The following is a 19,326-nucleotide window of genomic DNA, read 5'->3' as shown; positions in this document are numbered from 1 at the left end:
TACTTTTGAGTGTTGATTTGTTATAATAAAAATGAACTTTTATGAAAGGATGATTTTTGGATGAAAATGTTCAGAAAACTCGTAAGCATAGTTGCTGCAGCGACAGTGCTCACATCATCTTTGGCATTAACCTTCTCCGCGAACGCGACTACACTCGCGGACTCGGAAGTCGCTGCTGACGCTGCGATACAGTCAAATGTCAGAGACGGCGTGATCCTGCACGCGTTCAACTGGTCTTACAACTCAATCAAGGATAATCTGCCGGCAATCGCCGCCGCGGGTTATTCCACTGTTCAGACATCACCTGTGCAGCAGCCCAAGGATTTCAGCGCGTCTACCGACGTCGGCGGCCAGTGGTGGAAGCTCTACCAGCCCGTCAGCATGCAGATCGCTCAGAAGTCATGGCTCGGCACAAAGGCGGAGCTGACAGCTCTCTGTTCCGAAGCGGACAAGTACGGCATCAAGATTATCTGCGATATCGTATCCAACCACTTCGGCAACCTGTCGGAAATTGCGGGTCCCAACTCGCTCAGCGATCAGGTCGCAACCTATCAGCCCGATTTCTACAACAACAGAACAAGCTACTTCCGCAACAATAACTTAAACGCGGACGACAGCTCAGTCCAAAAGACGGTTCAGGGTCACGTTTCGGCTTGTCCCGACCTCAACACAGGCAACTCCAACGTACAGCAGGCTGCTCTTAACCTGCTCAAGGAGTGCATCGACTGCGGTGTCGACGGCTTCCGTTTCGACGCTGCAAAGCACATCGAGACTCCCAATGACGGCAGCTACGGTTCACAGTATTGGCCTACCGTTGCAAACGGAGCCAAGAGCTACTACGCGCAGAAGAATCCCGGCAAGAGCCTCTTCATCTACGGCGAGATCCTTAACACCTGCGGTACAGGCAGGAGCTTCAGCAGCTACACTCCCTACATCGACGTCACCGACAACAAGACCGGCGACTCCGTACTCGCGGCTGTAAAGAACGGCAACGCGGGTACAGCGGCAAGCAGCCAGTACAAGTCCGGCGTTTCCGCTTCTCAGGTAGTTCTCTGGGCAGAGTCCCACGATACCTTCGAGGGCGATTCAGGCTCCGCGGGCATTTCCAATACCCAGAGCATTTCTGACGAAATGATCGCCAAGGCATGGGCTATCGTCGCCGCGAGAAAAGACGCTACCGCTCTCTATTTCGCACGTCCCGGCACTGCCCGTATGGGTGAAGCGGGCACCGACACCACTTACAAGAGCACAGCTGTAGCGGCTGTCAACAAGTTCCACAACCTCTTTGTCGGTCAGAACGAGAAGCTCGGCTCCTCCGGCAGCATCGCCTATGTACAGAGAGGTGGCAAGGGTATCGTTCTCTCCAACGTAAGCGGCACCTCCACGACCGTAAACATTTCCAACACCGGTATGGCGAACGGCACCTACACCGATATGGTTTCCGGCAACACCTTCACCGTTTCGAACGGCACTGTTTCCGGTTCAATCGGTTCGACCGGCGTTGCTGTCGTTTATGACGGCAGACCCACTCCCAGCGCTACCAGCTCCGTTGAGAGCGGCGTTTTCAAGGGCGAAACCCTCACCGTTAAGCTCAGCCTTGAAAATGCTGTCAGCGGCACCTTCTGCCTTGACGATTCAAGCCCCAGAAGCTTCACAAACGGCACCGCTATCAAGATCGGTTCGGACTATAACTACGGCGATACCATCAACCTCACTCTTACTGCTACAGATAAGTACGGCACAACAGAGACGCTGACCTATCATTACAACAAGCAGCAGGACACCAGCTCCAACATCTACATCTGGTTCGACAAGAAAAAGCGTAATGCATGGAAAACTCCTCTTAACTGCTATATGTACGACGAGGATACAGTAGGCAAGGATACCGTTTACTGCAACGCCGCTTCATGGCCGGGCGAGACCATGACCTACGACGAGAAGCAGGACATGTGGTACTACAAGGTTCCCACCGAGAGCTATCTCAACGGTCAGCTGACTGACTTTGACCTTACAAAGTCCAAGAACGCTTACTTTATCGTCAGCGGCAGCGGCAACAACCAGCAGTTCCCGGCAGCCGGCGCTCACAGCCCGAAGCTCAACGCATCCTCATGGGAATATGTAGGCGGTTCAAACTTCGTTGCTTCGACCCGCACACCTACTGTTGTCGAGGTTCCCGCGACAGTTGTTACAAAGGGCTACGAGCCTACAACAGCGGCTCCCACAACCCAGCCGCCCACAACGACTCAGCCTCCTACAACTACTCAGCCTCCTACAACTACCCAGCCTCCTACAACAACTCAGCCGCCCACAACTGCAGCTCCCACAACGGCGAAGCCCACAGTTGCTCCCACAACAGCGGCTCCCACAACAGCTGCTCCCACAACAGCAGCTCCCACAACAGCGAAACCCACTACAGCTCCGCCCACAACAGCGAAGCCCACTACGGTTCCGCCCACAACAGCGGCTCCGACAACTCAGCCCGAGCCTGAGGTTGTAAGAATCTACGGCGACGTTACAAACGACGACGTTGTAACTATCAAGGACGTTACCTATGTTCAGCTTCACATTGCAGGCAAAAACAAGCTCACAGGCTTAGACCTTCAGATGGCTGACGTTGACGGCAACGGAGAGGTAAACATCACCGACGTTACCTATATCCAGCTCTACATCGCAAAGAATCCCAAGCACGCCAAGGTCGGCGAGAAGTATGTTGTACCCAGACCCACACAGCCCACAACTGCTCCTCAGCCTACAACCGCGGCTCCCACAACAGCCCGCCCTACTGAGCCTGCGACGAGTGGAAAATCGCTGACGGTTACAGCGACCTCCAACATCTTCCCGCAGGCAACAACAAAATTCGATCCCATCGCTAACCAGATCACCGTTACATACTGGATCAATATCAAGGATTATTACATGGTCAACGGTCAGTGGACAATGTCCTATGACAAGAAGTACCTGACTATTGACGAAACCGCCGGCGTAAACACTGATTCAAAGGGCAAGAAGAACCTTATGTTCAGAGTGACCGATGGCGCGGGTACGATTACCAACACCAATCCCGAGTCCATGCCCGACGGCGGTATCAAGTGCAACGCCACCGACCTTGACGGTTACGATCTCACCGACGACGGCGGCAGAGTTCCGTTTGTATCCGTAACCTTCAATCCCGTTGCAGGCGTTACAGGCAGCACGACCGTAAACCTCGACGTTGAGGTTATGCAGCTCGCCAAGGAAGGCGTCGATCAGTTCTACTTTATAGATAATTCAAAGATTGTACGTTCCGACATCAGCTATCTGCCCTCAGACACAGCTACCGCAGTATACGCGGGTGCTTTTGACGCCACCAAGAAGCAGGATCCCGATCCGACCACCACTCCTGTTCCCACACAGCCCACTACCGCGGCTCCTCAGCCCGGCGATACTCTGACTGTAAAGGCGACCTCAAATATCTTCCCGCAGGCGACAACAAAATTCGATCCCATTGCAAATCAGATCACCGTTACCTACTGGATCAACATCAAGGATGCCGACATGGTTAACGGACAGTGGACAATGTCCTATGACAAGAAGTACCTCACACTTGACGATACCGACGGCGTTAACAGAAACGGAAAGAAATATCAGCTTTTCCGTGTTACCGAAGGAGTTTCAACCATCTACAACCTCGATGTTGACTCAATGCCCAACGGCGGTATCAAGGCAAATGCCACCGACCTCGACGGCTACGAGCTCACCGACAACGACAGCAGAGTTCCGTTCGTATCCGTGACCTTCAATCCCGTCAGCGGCGCGAAGGGCGAGACAACCGTTAACCTCGACGTAGAGTATCTGCAGCTCAAGGATGATACAAATCCGCAGTATTACTTTATCGACGATTCCAAGATCGTTCGTTCCGACATCAGCTATCTGCCCTCAGATACCGCAACTGCAGTATACGCGGGCAAATTTGACAACACAAAGCAGCAGGAACCCGACGTTCAGCCTACCACTCAGGCTCCCGAACCCACCGAGCCTCCTACAACAGTTGCTCCTACAACTCAGGCACCCACAGAGCCTCCCACAACGGTTGCTCCTACCACTCAGGCGCCTACAGAGCCTATCACGGATCCGCCTGCTTATGATATGACAGTTAAGTTCACAAACAATCTTAACTGGACTACAGTAAACGTGTACGCATGGGGCGGCAGCGCCGACATGCAGTGGCCCGGTATTCCGATGACTGACGACGGCGAAAACGGATTCGATCCCGGAATCCACAACTTCTCCGCTTCAATTCCCGATGACGTAGAAGGCATTATTTTTAACGGCGGCGGTCAGGATACCGATCCTCAGACCACAAACATCACCGATTTCAGCCCCGAAGGCTGGTATGTAAACAGCAAGTACACCGAGGTCAATGCCGACGGCAAAACTGTTTACCAGGCTCTCCCGTGGGGATTTGAGCCGATTCAGACCGGTCAGGTTGTAAAGTTTACCAACAATCAGAAGTGGGATTCCGTCTTTGTTCACGCATGGACCTCTGACGGCAAAGAACTTACCGAATGGCCCGGAATTCAGATGACCGATATTGGCGAGAACGGCATCGACCCCGGCGTCCACAACTTTGAGGCGACTATTCCCGAAGGCGCCGGCGGTATCTGCTTTACCGCAAGCAGCACCGGTCCCCAGACAACCGACATACTCGATCTCTCCGCAGAGGGCTGGTATACCAGCGGCGCACAGGACGGAGAAGGAAAGTTCATCGCCCTTCCCTGGGGCGGCGGCAGCGGCGGAAAGGTCGTCAAGTTCACCAACAACCAGAATTGGGGTTCGGTATTTGTACATTACTGGACAAGCGGCGGCACCTCCAGCGAATGGCCGGGAATCCAGATGAACGATATCGGTGAGAACGGAATTGACGCAGGTGTTCACAACTTCGAAGCGTCCGTTCCCGACGACACGGTAGGCTTAGTATTTACCGCCGGCACAAACGGTCCGCAGACTACCGATATTACAGACCTCTCCGCAGAGGGCTGGTACACCAACGGAACCAAAGACGGCGACAAGTTTGTTGCCCTTCCGTGGGGCGGTTCGTCCGTCGGAGAAACATACACCGTCAGATTCTCCTGCAGCTGGGGCGGCACCGTGAAAGCATATTACTGGGCGGACGGTAACACTCCCTTTGACTGGAACAGCGCTCCGGCTATGAACGTTGAGCAGCAGGATAACGGCTACGGTCAGACAGTTTATATCATCGACATTCCCAAGACCTACAACATGGTTATCTTCCAGAACGGAAGCACACAGACTGTCGATATCAATACTAACAGTCAGAGCACAAATTACTATGACGCAGGCGAAAGCGGCGGCAAGCACAACGTCGAAACATGGTAATTCTATGACTCACTGAACAAAAATACATCTATTATGCGGCGACTGTCATTGCGGCAGCCGCCGCTTTTAGCATTTAAATTAATAAAAAAACAGAAGATTATGAAAATTTTTCAAAAAATTTCTCCAAAATACTTTACTTTGATAAATTGTTACTATATAATATTAAGGTATGATTTTTAATCAAATCAATTTTTGGAGGAAAAATTATGAAAAAGACAATTGCACTTCTCATGGCAGGCGCAATGGCAGTTACCGCCTTCGCAGGCTGTTCCGCGAAAAACGACAAAAGCTCAGCTGCTTCGGACGCCGCTGCAACCACAGCTGCCGCAGCTGACAGCGACTGGGACTACATCTCCGGCAAGGGCGAGATGACGATCGGCATCACCTACTTTGAGCCGATGAACTACATCGGCGAGGACGGCAAGCTCACAGGCTTCGAGACCGACTTCGCTACCGCAGTATGTTCTGAGCTCGGCGTAGAGCCCAAGTTCCAGGAGATCGAGTGGGATTCCAAGGAGATCGAGCTCAACGCAAAGACTATCGACTGCATCTGGAACGGACTCACCATCACCGAGGAGAGAGAGGCCAACATGAGCATTACCCTGCCCTACATGTCCAACAAGCAGGTTATGGTCGTTAAGGCTGAGAACGCCGACAAGTACAAGACCGCAGCCGACGTCAAGGGCGCCAAGGTAGTTGCCGAGGCAGGCTCCGCAGGTGAAGAAGTTGCCAAGGGCGAGGACTTCTTCAAGGAAGTAACCTACACTCCCGCGGATTCACAGGCAAAGTGCCTCCTCGAGGTCAAGTCCGGCACATCTGATATCGCTGTAATTGACTATGTAATGTCGATCGGCACACTCCGCGCAGGCTCCGATTACGCAGATCTCAAGGTCGTTGAGGATCAGGAATTCTCTCCCGAGGTATACGGCATCGCGTTCAGAAAGGGCAGCGACGCAAGCCAAAAGGTCAGTGACGCTATCGTGAAGCTCTACAACGACGGCAAGCTCCAGGAAATTGCGAAGAAATATAACCTTGAGGAGCAGATCCCCAAGATTAAGACCTCAGAATAATGGAACAATTTCTAAACGTAACGCTTGATCTGCTGAACGGCTTCGGTCAGAACTGCACCATCTTCGGCATGACGCTGCTGATGGCGCTTCCGCTCGGACTGATCATCTCGTTCGGATCAATGTCAAAATTTCTTCCGCTCAAGGGTCTGGTTAAGACCTTTGTGTGGATCATACGCGGCACACCGCTCATGCTGCAGCTCTTTGTCGTGTTCTACATTCCCTCGCTCGTGTGGGGAGTCTCCTTTGACCGCATGACGGCGGCGATCATCGCCTTTGTCATCAACTACGCGGCGTATTTCTCGGAGATTTTCCGCGGCGGAATTGAGTCGATCCCAAAGGGACAGTACGAGGCAGGACAGGTGCTCGGCATGAAGAAAAGTCAGATTTTCTTCAAAATCGTACTCATGCAGGTCGTAAAGCGCATTGTAGCGCCCATGAGCAACGAGATCATCACTCTCGTCAAGGACACCTCGCTCGCACGCGTTATCATGGTGCCCGAAATGCTCAAGGCTGCCGAGCGCTTTACGATGCAAGGTCTGATATGGCCGCTCTTCTACACAGGCGTGTTCTTCCTGATTTTCAACGGCGCGCTCACTCTGCTTTTCTCCTTCATCGAGAAAAAGCTCAGCTACTACAAGGGTTAAGGAGGGGTCGCTATGCTAAAGGTTGAAAATATCGGCAAGAGCTTCGGAAAAAACGAGGTGCTCAGGGACATCAGCTTCTCTCTCAACAAGGGAGAGGTGCTCGCGATCATCGGCTCCTCGGGCTCGGGCAAGACGACGCTTCTGCGCTGCCTGAACTTCCTCGAAACCCCTCAGAAGGGCAAAATCTCCGTAAAGGACGAGGTGCTGTTTGACAGCGACGGCGAGGCGGCAAAGAGCGACCTCGACATCCGCCGCAAGCGCCTGCACTTCGGTCTTGTGTTCCAGAACTTCAATCTCTTTCCTCAGTACAAGGTTATCGAGAACATCACTCTCGCGCCGACGCTGATGGCGAAGGAGCAGATTCGCGAGAACGGCTCCTACAAGGGAGCGAAGAATATGAAACAGGCTCAGCAGGCGATCCGCGCAGAGGCTGAAAGTCTGCTCAAAAGAGTCGGTCTTTACGAAAAGCGCGACTCCTATCCCTGCGACCTCAGCGGCGGACAGCAGCAGCGTGTGGCGATTGCCCGCGCGCTTGCGCTTGAGCCCGACATTCTCTGTTTTGACGAGCCCACCTCGGCGCTCGACCCCGAGCTGACGGGCGAGGTTCTCAATGTTATCAAGGGACTCAAGAGCTCCGAAAGCACGATGATCGTCGTAACACACGAAATCGGCTTTGCCCACGACGTAGCAGACCGCATTATTTTCATGGACGGCGGTCTGATCGAGGAGGAGGGCACTCCGCAGGAGGTCATCGACAACCCGAAAAGCCCGAGAACAAGAGAATTTCTTGCCCGCTTCAATCAGTTCGGAGATTGATAAAAAGCATAATAAAGAGACGGCTTTGCGCTGTCTCTTTTTGTTTTTGCCTAAAAAGCCGCTTTTTGCCTAATAATGGCAGGACGCGCGGCGCTAAATTTTATTTCCAGCCTATTGAAAAGCGTGATGTAAAATGTTATAATAACGGTAATTATGTGATATAATCAGTATAACTATGTTATCCTATCATCAACTATAACGGAGGGACGAAGATGCCTGTCAAGGTTACATTGCTCAACTACACGCCCAATCCCGAACAGACCGTCGCTATGGCGGCAAAGCTCTGCTACTCTCCGTCGGGTATCGAGGATATCCGCGACGGACTGACCGAGGAAAAAACCGCGGCGTTCATTGATATGCTCTCAGACCTCGGCCACGCCAGCCCGATCGAACACGCGTCCTTTACCTTCGGGATCGAGGGTATTTCGCGCGCATGTTCACATCAGCTTGTACGCCACCGCATTGCTTCCTACAGTCAGCAGTCACAGCGTTATGTCGACGGCACAAAGTTCGATTTTGTTACTCCGCCCGCGATCGCCGCTAATGAAAAGGCTCTCGCCGCTTACGAAAAGGTCATTTCCGCGCAGAGCGAGGCTTACCGCGAGATACGCGACGCGCTTGCCGCGGGATATATCCGCGAGTTTACGGGCGAGGAAGCCGGAAGAACAGACTCCGAGGTGATGGCTGATTTCAGCGTGAAGGACAAGAAGCGCTATTCAGCCTTCGTAAAAAAGGCAAACGAGGACGCGAGATTCATTCTGCCCAACGCTTCCACTACAAAAATCGTCTGCACCTTCAACGCCCGCAGCCTGCACAACTTCTTCGCTCACCGCTGCTGCAACCGCGCTCAGTGGGAGATCCGCGAGGTCGCCGAGCAGATGTTGCTCCTCTGCCTTGAGGTTGCTCCGCATTTGTTCAAGAACTGCGGCCCGTCCTGTCTGTTCGGACCCTGCCCCGAGGGCGCGATGTCCTGCGGAAAAGCCGCGGAGGTTCGCCGTAAATACGGGAGAAAGTAAAATATGGGAAAGATCATTGTAATTGAGGGTCTTGACGGCAGCGGCAAGGCAACCCAGACAAAGCTGCTCTTTGAAAAGCTTAATGACAGGGGAATGAATGTCAGACGGCTCGAGTTCCCCGATTATGACAGCCCGAGCTCGGCTCTTGTAAAGATGTACCTCGGCGGCGAGTTCGGAAATAAGCCGGAGGACGTCAACGCATACGCCGCGTCCGCGTTTTACGCCGTCGACCGCATAGCGGGATTTCTGAAGGACTGGAAGCGCGATTATCAGGGCGATACCGTGTTTCTCAGCGACCGCTACGCGACCTCGAATCTCATCTACCAGATGTCGAAGCTTCCCGAAAGCGAGTGGGAGAACTACATCAAATGGCAGGCGGATTTTGAATACGATAAACTGGGGCTTCCGCGGCCCGACGCCGTGCTTTACCTCGACGTTGAGCCGGACGTTTCGCAGAAGCTGATGGAAAAGCGCTACGGCGGCGACAACTCCAAGAAGGATTTGCACGAGAGCAACCTCAGATTTTTGCTGAGCTGCCGTGAAAGCGCGCTGTACGCCGTCCAAAACTGCGGATGGCAGCTAATAAACTGCTGTGAAAACGGCGATATCAAGCCGATCGAAAAAATTGCCGCCGATATTGAGGCGGCGCTTGAGAGTATTATATGCTGAATTTCAGACATCTCGAAAAGTCAAGAATAAAGGAATATGAATCCTACTACTCAGACCCTGAGGCGGTAGGGCTGGAGTACAACTTCGTTTCCGCCTACCTGTGGTCGCGCGAGTACGATATCAAGGTCGCGTTTTATGACGATACCCTGATAAAAGCCTATTTCCGCGGCGACGGCTCTGTCTGGGGCTATTGCCTGCCCTCGGGTAAAAACGTAAAGGGCGCTGTCGAGGCGGTTTTCGCCGACGCACAGGAGAAAAACGATAGGGCCTGCTTCGGCTATCTCTCCCAAAAGGAGCGCGATATTCTCGAAACGCTCTGTCCGGACCGTTTTGTTTTCGAGCGCAGCGACACAACTCAGGACTATATTTATTTTACCGATGACCTCGCAAATCTCGCGGGTAAGAAATACCACTCCAAGCGCAACCATATCTCTAAATTTTTCCGCACCTTTGACAACACTGAAATCAGGAGCATTACGCCTGATAATATCTGTGACGCCCTGACCGTCGTTGAGCTTTGGTGCGATGAAAACGACATTGACCGCAAAACCTACGCCGAGTATGAAGTGATCCGCGAGGCGCTTGATAATCTCGCTGAATTCAATATGCGCGGAATTATCCTATTTGTCAGCGGCAAGCCTGTCGCGATGACTCTAGGCAGCGAGATCTCACCTGTCTGCTTTGACGTCAACTTCGAGAAGGCGCTTACCGCCTATGAGGGCAGCTACGCGGTAATAAACAACGAATTCGCCAAGCGTCTGACCGCTTATACATATATAAACCGCGAGGAGGATTTGGGGCTTGAGGGCTTGCGCAAGTCAAAGCTGTCCTATCACCCGGCGATCATTTACGACAGATACGACGGAGTGGCGAAATGGTAAGCTTCTCAAAAACAGACAATAAGGACCTTCCTGTGCTGAAAGCTCTGTGGCTCGACTGCTTTGATGAAGAGGAAAAAGCCGCTGATTTATTCTTTGAAAGAACAATGAGCTTTACTCACGCGTATAAGGCGGAAGAAAACGGTGAACTTATCGCCGCCGTTTATCTTGTTGACTGCACTCTTAACGGCAGACCGGCGCACTATCTGTGCGGAGCGGCGACCCGCCCCGACTGCCGGAAACGCGGCGTGATGAGCGGACTGATCGAGTTTGCGCTCGGCGACGCAAAAAACAGGGGAGACGTGTTTTCAGTTCTCTTTCCCGCCGACGAGGGCTTGTACCGGTTCTATTCAAAACTCGGTTATCTCGCAAAATGCACCGCGAGAACACGCAGGCTGACGCGAGGGGATTTGGGACAAACGCAAAAACCCGACCCCGGCACTCCCGACACCGACGCGCTGCAAATAGAGTCATTGAAGAATAATTTTCTTTTTTGGAATAAAGATTTCATAAGCTTCGCCGCGTCTTACTACGGAGTATACGGAGTGAAAACCGTCTGTTCAAAAAACGCTCTGGCGATTTACTCGCTTGAAAAACGGACGGCAACGGTATATTACTCTATTTATAATGATATAAAAGAATTAAAAAACCTGCTCTCAACAATAGAGGCAGATACATATATAATCACGGGAACGGGCGCGAATCCGCTTCTAGCCGATGCAAAGCGCGAAATCTGCGGTATGCTGCGCCCGCTGACAAACGAAGAACCGCCCGGTGAGGTATTCATCGGGATAACGCTCAACTGAAAGGAGCCTATTATGTTTTATTTGTTTTTAGCAGAAGGATTTGAGGAGACCGAGGCGCTTGCCACTCTCGACGTAATGCGCCGCGCACGTCTGAATGTTCAGACCGTCGGCGTCACGGGCGTATATGTTACCGGCTCTCACGGAGTGACGGTAAAGCCCGACATCGACCTCACAGACGTTGTTTACGACGGACTTGAGGGCGTGGTTCTTCCCGGCGGTATGCCCGGCACGATCAACCTCGGTTCAAACGAAGCCGTGCTCAAGTGCGTAAGCTATTGCTTTGAAAACAAGAAGATCACAGCAGCTATCTGCGCCGCGCCGTCGATTCTCGGCAAGCTCGGCTTTTTGGCGGGCAGAAACGCGACATGCTTCCCGGGCTTTGAGTCCGAGCTGAAAGGCGCTCTCTGCACCGGCGCTCACGTTGAGACCGACGAACACGTTATCACCTCAAAGGGCGCGGGCTGCGCTATCGAGTTCGGCCACGCTATCGTCGCTCTCGCCCTCGGCAAGGCTGACGCCGACAGGGTCATTGAGGAAATGCAATGCCTTTGATAAACGTCAGAAAACGCAAGCATGAGCTGCGCGCGCGCTTCAAGCGTTACCGCGCGGAGTGTCCGCCCGAGCTGAAAAAGTCGCTTGACAAACGGCTTTTTGAGCGCTTCATCTCCCTTGAGGAGTATATTGACGCGGACAGCCTTTTTGCGTACATCTCTCAGCCGATCGAATGCGACACCTCGGCGATCATCGCGGACGCGCTCTCAAGGGGAAAGCGCGTGGCGGTGCCAAAGTGCCACGCAAGCTCGAATGAAATGGATTTTTATTTCATAAAATCATATGACGACCTGAGCACCGGCAAATACGGGATTCTGGAGCCTGTGCCGGAGAAGTGCGAAAAGGCGGTGGATTTTTCGCGCGGACTGTGTCTGGTACCGGGACTCAGCTTTGATTTGCAGGGCTACAGGTTAGGCTTCGGCAAGGGCTATTACGACCGCTTTTTGTCGGACTTCGGCGGTGTTACCGTCGGGATCTGTTACAGCAAATGCACCGTGGGCGAGCTGCCCCGCGGAGCCTTTGACCGTGCGGTAGATATCGTTATGACCGAAAAATTCAGCAACCGCACCGGGGGCTGAACATTCCGCGAAAGCGGCAGATAAAGGAATGAGTATTATGAATAACGACAATAACATCAATTCGCTGGAGGAACAGCGCCGCCGCAAGGCGGATAACTTCCGTCTCCGCATTCAGGACGACTACGACGACGAGGGCGAGTCCGGCTACAGCGATGAACCCGAGGAAATCAGCTCCTACAGCGGCGAAGATGTGAAGGATCAGATCGCGCGCGAGTCAAAGCGCTCGCTCAAGCGCAAGATGAAGGAGGAAAAGCGCGAGCTTCGGGCGCGCAACAGGAGAAACAGGCGTATTTTCCGCATAGCGTGGCTTGTTTCGGTCGCGATCGTCGGCGCAGCTATCGCAATGTTCCTCATCACGGGCATGAACGATCTGCTCGCTATCAACCGCAAGGATCCCGCGCCTGTCACCGTCACGATACCCAAGGATCCCACGGTCGACAGCGTGACCGAGGTGCTCGCTAAGAGCGGAGTTATCGGCGAGCCGAATTATTTCAAGATGTACGCAAACGCCACCAAGTCGACCCAGTTCACCCAGGGCACCTACGAGCTGACCAAGAATATGGACTACCAGGCGATAATCTCCAATTTGCAGGGCAATTCGCGCCGTACCGACACCGTCGAGGTAACTATCATCGAGGGTATGAGCGTCGTGGAGATCGCGGACAAGCTCGTCGAGGAGAAGGCTATCGCCGACAAGGACGAGTTCCTCAAGCTCTGCGCGTCCGATGAGTTTGACGATGACTTCGACTTCCTCAAGAGCATAAAGAATTCCTCCGACCGCTACTACAAGCTCGAGGGTTATCTCTATCCGGATAAGTACGAGTTTTATCAGAACGACGACCCGCGCAGCGTTATTTACAAGCTGCTCAACAACTTCGAGAACAGGCTCTACCAGAAGCAGGACTTCGGTTACGACAAGCTCTATTCCGTAAACAAGATGCTCGAGATTTCCGAAACGCCATACAGCCTCGACGAGATCCTGACTATAGCGTCTATCGTTCAGGCGGAGGCTGCCGACAAGGAGGATATGTACTATGTTTCCTCTATTCTGCACAACCGTCTGACTGCCGATTCGTCAATGGGCGTATCAAAGCTCGGTCTTGATTCAACGAAGTATTATCCTTACCGCAGCGAGGACAAGCTGCCCGAGGATACCGCGAAGAACTACAAGAGCCGTTACGATACATACGACAAGGAAGGTCTGCCGCCCGGACCCATCTGCAACCCCGGTATGGAGGCGATCAAGGCGGCTCTCAAGCCCTACGACACCGGCTACTACTTCTTCTGCCACGACAAGTACGGCAACGCCTACTACGCTTCGACAAACTACGAGCACGAGGCGAATCTGGAGTATATAAATGATTAAGCGGCCTGAATTATTAGCTCCCGCGGGCGATATGGAGAGCCTGCGGGCTGCGCTCAATTACGGAGCAGACGCTGTTTACCTCGCGGGAAAGCAGTTCGGCATGCGTTCCGCGCCGAAGAATTTTGACAGCGACGACTTAAAAGAAGCCTGCCGCATGGCGCACGAAAAGGGCAGTAAGATTTACGTCACCTGCAATGTGCTGCCGCGCAATAAAGAGCTTGCGGACTTGCCCGCGTTTCTGAGGTACGCGCAGGAGTGCGGTGTTGACGCGTTCATTATCGCCGACCTCGGAGTGCTCGAGCTTGCAAAGCAGTACGCGCCGGAGGTTGCGCTCCACATATCCACACAGGCTGGCGTGACAAACTACGCCGCGGCAAACGCGCTGCACAAAATGGGCGCCTCGCGTGTGGTTCTCGCGCGTGAGATACCGCTTGACGAGATCGCTCAGATACGCGCGAATATCCCCGACGACCTCGAGATCGAATGTTTTGTTCACGGAGCGATGTGCGTGTCATTCTCTGGCAGGTGCCTTATTTCTAGCTATCTTACGGGACGCGACGCGAACCACGGAGACTGCGCTCAGCCGTGCAGGTGGAAGTACCACCTGTTTGAGGAAAAGCGCGAGGGTCAGTTCTTTCCCGTTGAGGAGGACTCAAGCGGAACCTATCTCTACAATTCGCGCGATATGTGCATGATAGAGCACATTCCGGAGCTTGTAAAAGCGGGAGTGTCCAGCCTGAAAATCGAGGGCAGGGCAAAATCCGCCTACTACACGGCAGTCGTCACAAACGCCTACCGCCACGCGATCGACGACTATCTGCGCGAGGGCGAATCATTCACGCTCAAGCCGTGGATAAAAGAGGAGCTGGAAAAAATCAGCCACCGCGAGTACAGCACCGGCTTCTATCTCGGCGGCGAGCCGGGACAGGCGGTTCACAGCGGCGGATATATCCGTCACTACAACCAGGTCGCGGTCTGCGAGGAAAATATTGACGATACAACCGCAGTAATAACCCAGCGCAATAAATTCTGCGTCGGCGATATCCTCGACATTCTTCCGCCCGACGGAATACCTCGCCTTGTAAAATGCCTTTCGCTTGTCAACGAAGCGGGCGTGGAGGTAGAAAGCGCTCCGCACCCGATGGAGAGGCTGACAATGAAAACCGACAATCCGGTTCCTTCGGGATCGGTTATCAGATTAATGAATAAGTAAACCCATATAAAAGGAGTAATCAGAACAATGCAGTGGACAGGATTAAACGAGCTCAGAGAAAAATTTCTTGAGTTTTTCGAGTCAAAGGGATGTCTCAGACTTCCCAGCTTTTCCCTTGTTCCCAAGGACGACAACAGCCTTCTGCTTATCAACAGCGGAATGGCGCCGATGAAGAAGTACTTTACAGGCGAGGTAACTCCGCCGCGCAAGCGCGTTACCACCTGTCAGAAGTGTATCCGCACGCCCGATATTGAGCGCGTCGGCATCACGGCACGCCACGGCACCTTCTTTGAGATGCTGGGCAACTTCTCGTTCGGCGACTATTTCAAGCGCGAGGCTACCGCGTGGGCGTGGGAATTCTTCACCAAGGTGCTCGAAATGCCCGAGGAAAAGCTCTACGTTTCCATTTATCAGGACGACGACGAGGCTTACGACATCTGGACAAAGGAGGTCGGCGTAGATCCCTCTCACATGGTTCGTCTCGGTAAGGAGGACAATTTCTGGGAGCACGGCTCAGGTCCCTGCGGTCCCTGCTCTGAGATCTACTTTGACCGCGGCGACGAACACGGCTGCGGCAAGCCCGACTGTCACGTCGGCTGCGAGTGCGACCGCTTTGTTGAGGTCTGGAACCTCGTATTTACCCAGTTTGAGAACGACGGCAACGGCAACTACACTCCTCTCGACCACCCGAACATCGATACGGGCATGGGTCTTGAGCGTCTCGCCTGCGTAATGCAGGGCGTTGACAACCTCTTTCTTGTCGATACCGTTCAGAATATCATGAAGCACATCTCACAGATCACCGGCGTTGAGTACGGCAGGGACGACAAGAGCGATATCTCGCTCCGCGTCATCACCGACCATATCCGCAGCACCACCTTCATGATCGGCGACGGCGTTATGCCTTCAAACGAGGGCAAGGGCTATGTTCTCCGCAGACTGCTCAGACGCGCCGCGCGTCACGGCAGACTCTTAGGCTACCACGAGCCCTTCCTCTACAAGGTCTGCGACACCGTTATCAGAGAAAACCTCACCGCTTATCCCGAGCTCAAGGAGAAGCAGGAGTTTATCACCAAGGTAATCCGCGTCGAGGAGGAGAGCTTCGCCAAGACTATCGACCAGGGCTTCAGAATGCTCAATAACCTTATCGAGAACAAGGAGATCAAGAAGATCAGCGGCGAGGACGCGTTCAAGCTCAACGACACCTACGGCTTCCCGATCGACCTGACCCGCGAGATTCTCGGCGAGCAGGGCATAGAGGTCGATGTTAACCGCTTCCAGGAGCTGCTCAAGGAGCAGAAGAAGCGTTCCCGCGACGCGAGAAAGAACGCCGGAGCCGACGCGTGGATCTCCGATTCCACCGACCTCTCCGATATTTCCGCGACAAAGTTTGTCGGTTACACCGACCTTACCGCTCAGTCAAAGATACTCGCGATCGTCAAGGGCGGCGAGCGTGTAGAAACTGCGGGCGAGGGCGAGAGCGTAGCTCTTGTTCTCAACACGACCCCGTTCTATGCCGAGAGCGGCGGACAGGTAGGCGACACCGGCGTTATCAGCGGCGACGGCTTCGAAGTCGAGGTCGACAACACCACAAAGGACGCGTCCGGCAGTATATTTATTCATTCCTGTCTTATCAAGGACGGCGGAATCGCGGTAGGCGAGAGCGTCAACGCCTCTGTTGACGCGGACAGACGCTCCGATATCATGCGCAACCACACCGCGGCTCACCTTTTGCAGTCGGCTCTCCGCGAGGTTCTCGGAAACCACGTTCAGCAGGCGGGCCAGCTCGTTAACGACCGCATACTCCGCTTTGACTTTACTCACTTCGAGGCGCTCACAGCCAAGGAGCTTATGGACGTTGAGGAGCTTGTTAACAAAAAGATTTTTGAGGCTGTCGATGTCAATACCCGCGAAATGCCGATCGAGGAAGCCAAGAAGCTCGGAGCGATGGCTCTGTTCGGCGAGAAATACGGCGACGTTGTACGCGTCGTAAGCGCAGGCGATTTCTCCGTTGAGTTCTGCGGCGGTACACACGTAAAGAATACCGCAAACCTCGGACTGTTCAAAATCCGTCAGGAGGGTTCTGTTGCCGCGGGCGTAAGAAGGATCGAGGCGCTCACAGGCAACGGCGTTATCCGCTATATCAACAACGCAAACGCCTTGATTATGGGCGCGGCGCAGGTTCTCAAGTCCAATCCCAAGGCTCTTATCGAGGGCGCACAGCGCGCCGAACAGCTCATTAAGGCTCAGGCAAAGGAGATCGCCGAGCTCAACGCCAAGCTCGCTTCGTCACAGCTCGACGAATTCTTCGATCACGCGGTTGAAGAAGGCGGCGTGAAGATCGTGACCGGCTTTGCCAAGGGAGCAAACGCCGACGTGCTCCGCGATATGTGCGCACGCGCCAAGGACAAGGAGAGCGCGGTAGTGATCGTTATCGCCACGGCAAACGACGGCAAGGTAACCTTCGCGGCGGGCTGCGGCAAGGACGCTCTCGCAAAGGGCGCAAACGCCGGCAAAATCGTCAGAGCGGTCGCACAGGCTGCGGGCGGCAACGGCGGCGGCAAGCCCGACATGGCGATGGCGGGAGCCAAGGACGAGAGCAAGATAACAGAAGCGCTCGCGATTGTAAAGGACACCGTTTTATCCATGCTGAAATAAGCCGGAGAATAACCAAAACCGCTGCGGCATGCCTATTAGTGTTAAAAACTTACAATTCTGAGAACAGATAATTGTGAAATTATCCAGTCAAAAAATTTGAAAAAGTATTGAAGTTTTGTAACTTTTATTGTATAATTATTGTACTGAGATTTAAATATTCTCGGATGAACGATCAATTTTAGGAGGAGATCAAAAAATGTTCAAGAAAATTGCAAGCATTCTTCTTGCGGCAATTATGGTTGGCAGCACCGCTGTCGTAGCCGCAAGCGCTGCCGAAGCTGACAACGCTGCTGCTGCCGCTGATGATTCTGCTGTAGCTGCCGCTGACGATTCTGCCGTTGCTGCTGCAGACGATTCCGCTGTAGCCGCTGCCGCTGACGCTGCTGTCGGTGACGGCAAAAAGGTTTACTTTGAGGTTAATCCCGACCTGTGGAAGAACTTCAACACAATCACCCTTTATCTGTATCCCCACGGCGATTCCGCTCTCATTACATGGGGTTCCAAGAAGGGTAACATGAAGGACGAGGGCAACAACGTCTGGTCCTTCGATTTCGACGATAAGGGCATCGAGCTCGATTCCAGCAAGCAGTATGGTATGATTTTCACCGGCGACTGGGGCGTCCAGACCTGCGACATCATCTGGGATCCCAGCATCATGGGCGACACCGCTTATTGCACAGGCGACCAGGTTGAGAATAACGTTGACTCCAACAAGAAGAGCTACGACGTAAGATGGAAGAACGCTGATTCTTCCAAGTACGCTCCGCCCGTATGCATTACCTCAATCGGTAACATCATCGGTCAGGCTCTCTGGGCTGGCACAACCTACTATGACATGCTCGTAAACTTCATTAAGTCCGACGGTACCGACGGTCTCAGCAACGCTCTTAAGTACAACGGCAAGACCGCTCAGCAGACTCTTGACGATATCGCTAAGCAGTGGGGTCTCAGCCAGGACGACATTGAGAAGGCTATCAAGGAAGCCGGCAAAGAAGGTCAGGTAGACTGGAAAAAGTCCAGCTCTTCCGCTTCTGAGAGCTCCAACTCCGGCGGTTCTTCCAACTCCGGTTCTTCTTCAAGCTCCAGCTCAAGCTCAGGTTCTTCCTCAAGCTCCTCTTCTTCCAAGACCTCAGGTACAGGTTCTGTAACCTCCGGTGAGGGCGACACTCTTATCTTCCTCCTCGGCGGCATTATGCTCGCTGCTGCAGGCGTAGTATTCCTCGCGAGAAAGAGAAGAGAAGACTAATTCAAAACTGAATTAAGTTGAGATAAAGGGAATGGTTCGCCATTCCCTTTTTTTCATAAATTTTAAAATACCCCTTGACAAATCTCGCAGCATCTGGTATAATCTTAATGTTGCATCGGGATGTAGCGCAGTTTGGTAGCGCACACGTCTGGGGGGCGTGGAGTCGCAAGTTCAAGTCTTGTCATCCCGACCATAAAGGATATGCAAAAAAGATATATCCACGAAAAAGCCCGATTTTATCGGGCTTTTTTGCGTCTCAGAGGCGTGAATTTTTTTGTCACGAAATATGGATGTAAATCGGGTATTTTCGCGTTTGACAAGACCCGAACTTCCGAATAACAACTGAATAACCCACACACATTACGCAGACAGATAAGTAAAATGTCTGCGTTTTTCTTTTTCAGAGCCAATCGTTTAGAAATAAGCGGTTGGCTCTTT

At 53.1% G+C, this 19,326-nt stretch carries 14 protein-coding genes and 1 tRNA gene; all 15 read left to right on the top strand.

Annotation, left to right across the window (positions count from 1 at the left end):
• The first annotated feature begins 60 nt into the window (after positions 1-60).
• Positions 61-5,376, top strand: coding sequence for a starch-binding protein (locus KQI64_RS09275; RefSeq protein ID WP_216524474.1), 5,316 nt, complete (start codon positions 61-63; stop codon positions 5,374-5,376).
• Between the two features lie 206 nt (positions 5,377-5,582).
• Positions 5,583-6,446 (top strand): transporter substrate-binding domain-containing protein, encoded by an 864-nt coding sequence (locus tag KQI64_RS09270; protein WP_216524473.1) that lies wholly within the window; start codon positions 5,583-5,585, stop codon positions 6,444-6,446.
• A complete protein-coding gene (locus tag KQI64_RS09265) occupies positions 6,446-7,090 on the top strand; it encodes an amino acid ABC transporter permease (protein WP_216524471.1) in 645 nt (214 codons plus the stop codon). Before KQI64_RS09270 ends, KQI64_RS09265 begins: the two co-directional genes overlap by 1 nt.
• Before the next feature lie 12 nt (positions 7,091-7,102).
• Complete coding sequence (locus tag KQI64_RS09260; protein ID WP_216524469.1) at positions 7,103-7,906, top strand: amino acid ABC transporter ATP-binding protein; 804 nt, start codon at positions 7,103-7,105, stop codon at positions 7,904-7,906.
• A 212-nt stretch (positions 7,907-8,118) separates the two neighbouring features.
• The gene (gene thyX, locus KQI64_RS09255) at positions 8,119-8,922 is read left to right on the top strand and encodes an FAD-dependent thymidylate synthase (RefSeq protein WP_216524467.1); all 804 of its coding nucleotides are present in this window, start codon (positions 8,119-8,121) and stop codon (positions 8,920-8,922) included.
• A 3-nt stretch (positions 8,923-8,925) separates the two neighbouring features.
• Entirely contained in the window at positions 8,926-9,591 is a 666-nt protein-coding gene (locus KQI64_RS09250) for a dTMP kinase (protein WP_216524459.1), read from the top strand.
• Positions 9,585-10,472 (top strand): DUF2156 domain-containing protein, encoded by an 888-nt coding sequence (locus tag KQI64_RS09245; RefSeq protein ID WP_216524446.1) that lies wholly within the window; start codon positions 9,585-9,587, stop codon positions 10,470-10,472. The genes KQI64_RS09250 and KQI64_RS09245 overlap by 7 nt, the downstream gene beginning before the upstream one ends.
• A complete protein-coding gene (locus tag KQI64_RS09240) occupies positions 10,466-11,275 on the top strand; it encodes a GNAT family N-acetyltransferase (RefSeq protein WP_216524444.1) in 810 nt (269 codons plus the stop codon). Before KQI64_RS09245 ends, KQI64_RS09240 begins: the two co-directional genes overlap by 7 nt.
• A gap of 12 nt (positions 11,276-11,287) precedes the next feature.
• Complete coding sequence (locus tag KQI64_RS09235; RefSeq protein ID WP_216524443.1) at positions 11,288-11,827, top strand: DJ-1 family glyoxalase III; 540 nt, start codon at positions 11,288-11,290, stop codon at positions 11,825-11,827.
• The gene (locus KQI64_RS09230) at positions 11,818-12,405 is read left to right on the top strand and encodes a 5-formyltetrahydrofolate cyclo-ligase (protein WP_216524442.1); all 588 of its coding nucleotides are present in this window, start codon (positions 11,818-11,820) and stop codon (positions 12,403-12,405) included. Before KQI64_RS09235 ends, KQI64_RS09230 begins: the two co-directional genes overlap by 10 nt.
• Before the next feature lie 37 nt (positions 12,406-12,442).
• A complete protein-coding gene (mltG, locus tag KQI64_RS09225) occupies positions 12,443-13,771 on the top strand; it encodes an endolytic transglycosylase MltG (protein WP_216524441.1) in 1,329 nt (442 codons plus the stop codon).
• Positions 13,764-14,984, top strand: a complete 1,221-nt coding sequence (locus KQI64_RS09220) for a peptidase U32 family protein (protein WP_216524440.1) — start codon at positions 13,764-13,766, stop codon at positions 14,982-14,984. The genes mltG and KQI64_RS09220 overlap by 8 nt, the downstream gene beginning before the upstream one ends.
• Before the next feature lie 27 nt (positions 14,985-15,011).
• Positions 15,012-17,642: an alanine--tRNA ligase gene (alaS, locus tag KQI64_RS09215; protein WP_216524439.1), complete on the top strand. Its 2,631-nt coding sequence runs from the start codon at positions 15,012-15,014 to the stop codon at positions 17,640-17,642.
• A gap of 196 nt (positions 17,643-17,838) precedes the next feature.
• Positions 17,839-18,888 carry an LPXTG cell wall anchor domain-containing protein gene (locus KQI64_RS09210; RefSeq protein ID WP_216524438.1) on the top strand — a complete coding sequence of 350 codons (1,050 nt, stop codon included), beginning with the start codon at positions 17,839-17,841 and terminating at the stop codon, positions 18,886-18,888.
• Positions 18,889-19,004: 116 nt separating this feature from the next.
• A tRNA-Pro gene (locus tag KQI64_RS09205) sits at positions 19,005-19,081 on the top strand.
• Positions 19,082-19,326 lie beyond the last annotated feature (245 nt).

This window comes from Lachnoclostridium sp. MSJ-17, from assembly GCF_018918205.1.
Lineage (GTDB): Bacteria > Bacillota > Clostridia > Oscillospirales > Acutalibacteraceae > Ruminococcoides.
This window is presented reverse-complemented; position numbering and strand designations above follow the sequence as displayed.